At 72.0% G+C, this 7,692-nt stretch carries 9 protein-coding genes; 5 read left to right on the top strand and 4 right to left on the bottom strand.

Features of this window, described 5'->3' with window-relative positions; translation table 11 throughout:
* Positions 1-76 precede the first annotated feature (76 nt).
* Both E1283_RS27850 and E1283_RS27845 read left to right on the top strand, forming a co-directional pair.
* A complete protein-coding gene (locus tag E1283_RS27850; protein ID WP_132820922.1) occupies positions 77-1,111 on the top strand; it encodes an RCC1 domain-containing protein in 1,035 nt (344 codons plus the stop codon).
* Between the two features lie 80 nt (positions 1,112-1,191).
* Positions 1,192-1,872, top strand: coding sequence for a response regulator transcription factor (locus E1283_RS27845; protein WP_243745150.1), 681 nt, complete (start codon positions 1,192-1,194; stop codon positions 1,870-1,872).
* A gap of 8 nt (positions 1,873-1,880) precedes the next feature.
* Here the strand turns inward: E1283_RS27845 and E1283_RS27840 are convergent, their stop codons facing one another.
* The 4 genes from E1283_RS27840 to E1283_RS27825 form a co-directional block, all read right to left on the bottom strand.
* The gene (locus tag E1283_RS27840) at positions 1,881-2,714 is read right to left on the bottom strand and encodes an aldo/keto reductase (RefSeq protein ID WP_425086242.1); all 834 of its coding nucleotides are present in this window, start codon (positions 2,712-2,714) and stop codon (positions 1,881-1,883) included.
* A gap of 83 nt (positions 2,715-2,797) precedes the next feature.
* Entirely contained in the window at positions 2,798-3,121 is a 324-nt protein-coding gene (locus E1283_RS27835) for a hypothetical protein (RefSeq protein ID WP_132820921.1), read from the bottom strand.
* Positions 3,118-4,107 carry a dTDP-glucose 4,6-dehydratase gene (gene rfbB / locus E1283_RS27830; RefSeq protein WP_132820920.1) on the bottom strand — a complete coding sequence of 330 codons (990 nt, stop codon included), beginning with the start codon at positions 4,105-4,107 and terminating at the stop codon, positions 3,118-3,120. The genes E1283_RS27835 and rfbB overlap by 4 nt, the downstream gene beginning before the upstream one ends.
* An 8-nt stretch (positions 4,108-4,115) precedes the next feature.
* The gene (locus E1283_RS27825) at positions 4,116-5,249 is read right to left on the bottom strand and encodes an acyl-CoA dehydrogenase family protein (protein ID WP_132820919.1); all 1,134 of its coding nucleotides are present in this window, start codon (positions 5,247-5,249) and stop codon (positions 4,116-4,118) included.
* A 239-nt stretch (positions 5,250-5,488) separates the two neighbouring features.
* Between E1283_RS27825 and rfbA the strand changes: the two genes are divergently transcribed.
* The 3 genes from rfbA to E1283_RS27810 form a co-directional block, all read left to right on the top strand.
* Positions 5,489-6,379, top strand: coding sequence for a glucose-1-phosphate thymidylyltransferase RfbA (gene rfbA / locus E1283_RS27820; protein ID WP_132820918.1), 891 nt, complete (start codon positions 5,489-5,491; stop codon positions 6,377-6,379).
* Positions 6,380-6,436: 57 nt separating this feature from the next.
* Positions 6,437-7,135: an antibiotic biosynthesis monooxygenase family protein gene (locus E1283_RS27815; protein WP_132820917.1), complete on the top strand. Its 699-nt coding sequence runs from the start codon at positions 6,437-6,439 to the stop codon at positions 7,133-7,135.
* On the top strand, positions 7,132-7,692 hold a 561-nt coding region (locus tag E1283_RS27810; protein ID WP_165956270.1), incomplete at its 3' end, for a glycosyltransferase family 1 protein. The genes E1283_RS27815 and E1283_RS27810, both read left to right, overlap by 4 nt.

The raw sequence follows: 7,692 nt of genomic DNA, 5'->3' as shown, positions 1-7,692 counted from the left end.
CACCACCCCCACCACCCAGGATCCACGACACCCACGACATCCCACGACATCCCACGACACAGGAGTCGACAGCACCATGGCAGCGTTGAACGGCGGCACGATCGCCGCGCCCACCCCCCAGGCCCGTGTCAGGTCGCGACGCCGGCGGGCCACCCTGCTCGCCGGGGCCGGCGTCGTGGCCGCCCTGCTGGTTCCGGCCACCCCGGCCCTCGCGGCCTCCGCGCCCCAGGGCGGCGTCCACGCCTGGGGGAACGACGAGTACGGCGAGGTCGGGGCGATCCCCGAGGAGTTGGCCGGCGGCGTGACCAGCATCGAGGCCGGCAGCTTCCACAACGTGGTGGCCATCAGGGACGGCGTGCCCCACGTCTGGGGCAACGACGACTACGGGCAGGTCTCCGACGTGCCGGCCGAGGTGCGGGCGGGCGGTCTGACCGACATCGTCTTCGGCGGCGCGACCGGCTACGCGCTCAAGGACGGCCGCGTGTACGCCTGGGGCTACGAGGAGTTCGGCGAGGTCTCCAACCTCCCCGAGACCCTCACCGAGGGCGGGGTCACCGCCGTCGCCGGCGGCTACGGCACCGGCTACGCCATCAAGGACGGCCGCGTGTACGCCTGGGGCGACGACGAGTTCGGCCAGGTCAGCGACATCCCCGAGGACCTGCTCCAGGGCGGCGTCGACTACATCGCCGCCGGCACCAAGACCGGCTACGCCATCCGGGACGGCCGGGCCTACGTCTGGGGCAACGACGAGTACGGGCAGGTCTCCCGACTGCCGGCCGAGCTGACCAGCGGGGTCACCCGGATCATCGGCGGCTACGGCACCGGCTACGCGATCCGGCACGGCCGGCTGTACGCCTGGGGCGACGACCAGTACGGCCAGATCTCCGGCATTCCCGCCACGCTGCGCCGGGGCGGCGTGACCGACATCGCCGCCGGCTTCGACAACGGCTACGCGCTCAAGGACGGCCGCGTGTACGCCTGGGGCTACGACGACTTCGGACAGGTCTCCGACGTGCCGGCGGAGCTGAACAGCGGCGTGATCGACATCACCGCCGGTGGCTTCACCGGCTACGCGGTCCGGTCCGAGGACCGCTGCCCACGGCAGAGGTGAGCGCCGGCGGGCCGGCCGCCCTCGCGCGCGGCCGGCCCGCGAAGCCCACTTTCCCTGAAGGCGCCGGAAGGGGCGGAACCTTGCGTACGTTGATAGTGGAACCCGATGACGACGCCCAGACGCTCGGCCGCACGTTGGAGCGGAACGGGCACGAGGTGCGGATCGCCGCCACCGGCTCGCAGGCCAGACCGTCCTTTCCCTGGGCCGACCTGGTGCTGCTCGAACTCGAACTGCCCGACATCGACGGCGTGATGATCTGTCGGGAGATCCGCTCCGGACGGGACGCCGCCGTGATCATCACCTCCACGCGGGCCGCCGAGGTGGACAAGGTGCTCGGGCTCCAGTCCGGTTCCGACGACTACCTGGTCAAGCCCTTCGGGACGCGGGAGCTGCTGGCCCGCATCGAGGCCGTGATGCGCCGGGTGCGCCACGAGCCCGAGCAGCCGAGAACCGTGGTGCGCGGACCGCTGCGGATCGACCCGGTGGGCCACGAGGTGCATGTCGGAACCCGCCAGGTGCACGTCACGCGGAAGGAGTTCAACCTGCTCTACCTGCTGGCCTCCTCGCCCGACCGGGTGCTCTCCCGGGAGCGGATCATGTCCGAGGTGTGGCAGGACGACTGGACGGCCAGCCGCACCATCGACACCCATGTCAGCATGCTGCGCCGCAAGTTGGGCTCCGGCCAGTGGATCGTCACGGTGCGGGGCGTGGGCTTCCGGCTCGGCAACGCGCTGGCCCCCGTCCCGCCGCAGCCGGGATGAGCCGGTGCTCAGGGGCGGGCCACCGCGTCGAGCCTGACGAACTGCTCGTCGGTCAGCGAGAGTTCGGCGGCCGCGACGTTCTCCTCCAGGTGCGCGAGCGAGCCGGTGCCCGGGATGGGCAGCATCACGGGCGTCCGCCGCAGCAGCCAGGCCAGCGCCACCTGGGCCGGCGTGGCGTCCAGCTCCGCCGCGACGGCGGTGACCTCGCCGGGCGTGACGGTCGCCGGATGCACCGGGCGCCACGGCATGAAGCCGATCCCCGCCGCGGCGCAGGCGTCCACCACGTCCTCGTACTCCCGGTCGAGCACGCTGTAGCGGTTCTGCACGGTGGCGATCTCCGTGATCTTGCCGGCCTCCGCCAGCTGCGCCACGGTCACCTCGGAGAGCCCGATGTGCGCGATCTTGCCCGCGGTCCGCAGCTCGGCCAGCGCCCCGACCTGGTCGGCCAGCGGCACCTTGGTGTCGACGCGGTGCAGCTGGAGCAGCTCGATCCGGTCGAGCCGCAGCCGCCGCAGCCCCTCGTCCACCTGGGACCTCAGGAACTCGGGCCGGCCGTCGATGTCGGCCTGCCGCCCGGGTCCCGGCGGGGCGACCCCCACCTTGGTGGCGACCAGCAGCTCCGCCGGATACGGGTGGAGGGCCTCGGCGAGCAGCTCCTCGTTCCGCCCCCAGCTGTAGAGCTGGGCGGTGTCGATCAGGTTCACGCCGAGGCGCACGGCGTGGCGGGCCACCGCGATGCCGCGCTCCCGGTCCTGGGCCGGCGACACCGGCAGGTGCATGGCCCCGAAGCCGAGGCGCCGTACGGCGCGCTCGCCTCCGATGTCGAACGTGCTCGCAGTCACGGACCGGTCCCGCCCCTCGCTCGGCATCATCAACTGCCGATCGTAACAACAGAGTTGATCGTGTCGATCGTTTCGGCGGATGGTCAGCACCGGGGGTCACCGGCGTCCCGCGCGGTGACCACGGGCAGTACCTCGCGCCGCACGTAGCTCTCGACGTCCTCGCCGCGCAGCGGGGTCTCGACCACCAGCGCGCCGTGCGCCAGGGCCACGGTCCGCAGCAGTTCGCGCGAGCGGCCCCTGATCCCGCCGCCGATCACCAGCAACGTCACCTCGCCGGCGGCGAGTTCGGCGAGGGCCGGGGCGTCCTCCGTGGCGCCGGACGCCGTGATCCCGTGCCGGCCGACCGCCGCGACCACGGCCGCGACCACCCGCTCCTCGCGCCCGACCACCAGCACCAGGGAGCTCATGCGGCGAGCCCGCCCGCCGCCTTCCGCAGCGGCTCCCACCAGTCGCGGCGCTCGGTGTACCAGCGCACGGTGGCCGCCAGGCCCTCGTCGACGCGGGTTCGCGGCGCGTAGCCGAGGGCGCGCAGCCGGGCGTCGGTCAGCGAGTAGCGGCGGTCGTGGCCGGGCCGGTCGGGCACCCGCTCCACCCGGTCCCAGCCGGCGCCGACCGCGCGCAGCAGCCGCTCGGTCAGCTCCAGGTTGGTCAGCTCGGCGGTGCCGGCGACGTGGTAGACCTCGCCGGCGTCGCCGTGCTCCAGCGCGGTCTGGATGCCCCGGCAGTGGTCGTCCACGTGGATCCAGTCCCGCACGTTGCCGCCGTCCCCGTAGAGCGGCACGGTCGCGCCGTCCAGGAGGTTGGTGAGGAAGAGCGGGATGACCTTCTCCGGGTACTGGTAGGGGCCGTAGTTGTTGCCGCACCTGGTCACCACGACCGGCAGGCCGTGGGTGCGGGCGAAGGCGAGGGCGACCAGGTCGCCGCCGGCCTTGCTCGCGGCGTAGGGCGAGTTGGGGGCCAGCGGCGCCCGCTCGTCCCAACTGCCGCTCTCCACACTGCCGTAGACCTCGTCCGTGGACACCTGGACGACCCGCTCGACGCCGGCCGCCAGGCAGGCGCCCAGCAGCGTCCCCACGCCCAGGACGTTGGTCCGCACGAACGCCTCGGCGTCCGCGATGGACCGGTCGACGTGGGACTCCGCGGCGAAGTTGACCACCACCCGGTGGCCCGGCACCACGGAGGCCAGCAGCTCCGCGTCGCAGATGTCGCCGGACACGAAGGCGAAGCGGCCGGCGACCGGGTCGAGGTTGGCGAGGTTCCCCGCGTAGGTGAGCTTGTCGAGGACGGTCACCTCGACGTCCTCCCAGCCGGGGTAGGCGCCGCCGAGCAGGGAGCGGACGTAGTGCGAGCCGATGAACCCGGCGCCGCCCGTGACCAGCACGCGTCGCGTCATGTCCACCGTCACCAGGCGGCGTCGAGCGGGGCGCTGCCCGGGGCCTTGCCCGGCTCCCAGAGCCGGCCCTCCGCGTAGCCGAGGGCCGCCATCTCGAACTGGAGTGCCACATGGGAGGCGGTGGTGTTGGCGTCGCGCCAGAAGCGCTGGAGCGGCCTGGACTCGCCGAAGTTGGAGGTGCCGCCCCTGGCGACCAGCCGGTTGACGGCCGCCGTCAGCATCTCGACGGAGAGCGAGATGTCGCGGATGTTCCTGGCCACCTCGTCCTCGGTGACGGCCGGCCCGCGGTCCGCGACGTCGGCGCAGCGTTCCAGCAGCAGCCGGGCCGCGTCGATCTCGCCGGCGGTGCGGGCGTAGGTGGTGGCCAGCAGGCTGGCGCTCGGCGCGGCCGGGTTCCAGTTGGCCGCCTTGCCCCTGGCGTGCTCCGTCCAGACCGCCAGCGCGCCCTCGGCGATGCCGAGCAGCGGGGCGGCGAACGAGAGCAGGTTGACCGCCTCCAGGGGCACCGTGTGGCCCTCGGGCACGGCGCCGGCCGGCCTGCCGGCCAGCACCTCGTCCCTGGCGAAGGTGCGGTGGGCCGGTACGAAGACGCCGTCGACGGAGACGTGGTGGCTTCCGGTGCCGCGCATCCCGATGCTGTCCCAGGTCTGGCCCGAGGTGAGCTCGGCGCGGGGCACGGCGAAGACCCGGGCCGGGCCGCCGTCCGGCAGGCCGGCGCAGAGCAGGGCCCAGTCGGCGTGGTCGACGCCGCTGATGAACGGCCAGCGGCCGGTCACCACCCAGCCGTCGTCGGCGGGTTCGGCCTGGCCGAAGGAGGCGAGCGAGCCGACCACCAGCGCGTCGGGACCGGCGGCCCAGATCTCGCGCCGCCCCCGTTCCGGGAGGAAGAGCACCATCCGGGCGAGGTTGGCGGCGAGCGACGCGCACCAGCCGGTGGCCGGGCAGGACGCGGCCACGGTGGCCACGGCCCGGGTCAGCTCGGCGAACGATCCCTCGGCGCCGCCGAACGCGCGGGGCGCGAAATGCCGGGCGAATCCGGCCGCCAGAATCAGCTCGGCGACCTCGGGGTCGAGTTTTCCGGCCTCCTCCGCCCGGGGTGCTGCCGCACGTGCCCTCGTCGCCAACTCCTCGACGTCCAGCATTGTTGGGCTCCTCTTTTCCGGGACGGCGGTGGGTCGTTCGGATCCCGTCGAGGAATCATCCGGAGCGGCCCGGCCGAGCGTCAAGGAGATCCGGCGAACTTAAGAAATCCATGACAGACAGTTGTGTTTGTTCTGACGATTCCCTGATTGATGTCGCACGGCCGGATGGCCATGCTTTTCTCAGGCTAGTTGTCCCAGTCGTCTCAGCGTCTCCGTCGAATCCACGGGAAGGCCCCCGCATGAAGGGCATCATCTTGGCCGGCGGTCGGGGTACCCGGCTGTATCCGCTGACCCTCAGTGTCTCGAAACAGCTTTTGCCTGTTCACGACAAGCCGATGATCTACTATCCCTTGTCGGTGCTGATGCTGGCGGGCGTCCGGGACATCCTGATCATCTCGACGGCCCACGACCTCGACGCCTTCCGCTCGCTGCTCGGCGACGGCGCCCCGCTCGGGCTCGACCTCGACTACGCGGTGCAGGACGAGCCGCGCGGCATCGCCGACGCCTTCCGGATCGGCGCCGGCCACGTCGGCTCCGACGACGTCGCGCTGATCCTGGGCGACAACATCTTCCACGGACCGGGGTTCGGCGAGGTGCTGCAGAGCCGGGTGGCCTCGCTCGACGGCTGCGTGCTCTTCGGCTACCGGGTGCCCGACCCCGAGCGGTACGGCGTCGCCCAGGCAGACGCGACCGGCCGGATCGTCGACGTGGAGGAGAAGCCGACCGAGCCCCGGTCCAACCTGGCGGTGACCGGCCTCTACCTCTACGACAACGAGGTGGTGGACATCGCCGCCGGCATCCGGCCGTCCGCCAGGGGCGAGTTGGAGATCACCGACGTCAACCGTGTCTACGTGCGGCGCCGCGCCGCGACCCTGGTCGACCTGGGGCGCGGCTTCACCTGGCTGGACACCGGCACGCACGACGCCCTCACGGACGCCAGCCACTACATGCAGATGATGGAACAGCGCCAGGGAATACGGGTCGGCTGCATCGAGGAGATCGCCCTGAACATGGGCTATATCGACGCCGAATCCTGCCATCGCCTCGGCCGGCGACTCGCGCATTCCGACTACGGCCAGTACGTCATGCGCGTCGCCTCGTCCACGCCCGCGCTGTTGGCCACCACCTGACGGCCGGGGGCACACCGCCACCGGTCACCACGCGATCCGAGAAAGAGAAGGGGAGACATGGCCTTCCTGTCCGTTGACGACGGTCACCTGAACATACTCAACTGGTTCGGGACCGACACGCCCTATCGCCACGAGCGCCTGGTCGAGGCCATGCGGGAAATCATCGACAACGCGGCCGAGTTCCCCGGCTGGGTGTCCTCCTCACTGCACTCGGGGCAGGACGTGCCGGGCACCGCCAATCTCATCCAGATGCGCACCAGGGATGCCATCGAGTCCCGCTACAAGCGCGAGAAGATGCAGAACGAGACCATGCCGGCCTTCTTCCAGCTGACCACCTGGTTCCGGTCCATCAAGACCGAGGTCGTCTTCACCCAGACCCACCCCGACCAGGGCGGCGTGGTGGAGGTCTCGCCCGACCGCGGCGACTTCACCGTCCTCACCCTGTTCGCCGCCGACCCGGAGAACCAGGCCGCGCTGATCGAGAACCTGGCGCAGCCCGACGAGTGGCTGAAGACCGTGCCCGGCTTCCGCTCGCACAGCATCCTGCGCGGCATCGACGGCACCCACGTGGCGATGTACGCCCAGTGGGAGAGCAAGGAGGCGTACGACGCCTTCCACGTCCTGCCGGAGAGCGAGCGGCCGGCGGAGACCAGGGAGCGGCGGGCCATCGGCGCCTCGCTGGTCAACTCGCACGAGCCGCACCAGTACACCGTGGCGCACTCCCGCTCCGCCGCCGGCGCCGGGGGCGCGCGGTGAGGGTCCTGTTCATCGCCGGCCCCAGCCCGGCCACGATGTTCTGGGCGCCGCCGCTGGCCAACGCGCTGCGCAACGCGGGCCACTCGGTGGTCATGGCCACCACGGAGGAGACGACCCGGATCGCCGAGCAGATGGCCATCCCCTTCGTGACGGTCACCGACCGCTCGCTTGAGGACCTGCTCTCGACCGGCCGGGACGGCAGGCCGGTCGACTTCCCGGAGACGGTGGAGGACTCGATCCGCTTCCACGGCTCCTGGATGGCCCGACTGGCCGCCGCGAGCCATGACCGGCTGCGCGAGCTGACCGACCACTGGCGGCCCGACGTGATCGTGGGCGGCAGCCAGTCCTACGCCGCCGCGCTGCTGGCCGCGACGCTCGACGTGCCCTACGTCCGGCACACCTGGGACGCGCTGGAGATCCCCGAGTCCAACCGCTACGCGGACGAGGAACTGGCCCCCGAACTGGCCGCGCTCGGCCGCTCCGCGCTGCCGGACCCGAACCTGGTCCTGGACGTCACCCCGCCCAGCGTCAGCCCGCCCACGCTCTCCCCCGGCACG

It is taken from the genome of Streptomyces hainanensis, from assembly GCF_004348415.1.
Classification (GTDB): domain Bacteria; phylum Actinomycetota; class Actinomycetes; order Streptomycetales; family Streptomycetaceae; genus Streptomyces; species Streptomyces hainanensis.
Note: the sequence above shows the minus strand (reverse complement) of the source record. Positions and strands in the feature narration are given on the sequence as shown.

Bases quoted from the DNA above. Each gene is read 5' to 3' on its own strand.
- E1283_RS27815 (WP_132820917.1), top strand. From the start codon at position 6,437: ATGGCCTTCCTGTCCGTTGACGACGGTCACCTGAACATACTCAACTGG.
- rfbB (WP_132820920.1), bottom strand. From the start codon at position 4,107: ATGACGCGACGCGTGCTGGTCACGGGCGGCGCCGGGTTCATCGGCTCG.
- E1283_RS27825 (WP_132820919.1), bottom strand. From the start codon at position 5,249: ATGCTGGACGTCGAGGAGTTGGCGACGAGGGCACGTGCGGCAGCACCC.
- E1283_RS27835 (WP_132820921.1), bottom strand. From the start codon at position 3,121: ATGAGCTCCCTGGTGCTGGTGGTCGGGCGCGAGGAGCGGGTGGTCGCG.
- E1283_RS27850 (WP_132820922.1), top strand. From the start codon at position 77: ATGGCAGCGTTGAACGGCGGCACGATCGCCGCGCCCACCCCCCAGGCC.
- rfbA (WP_132820918.1), top strand. From the start codon at position 5,489: ATGAAGGGCATCATCTTGGCCGGCGGTCGGGGTACCCGGCTGTATCCG.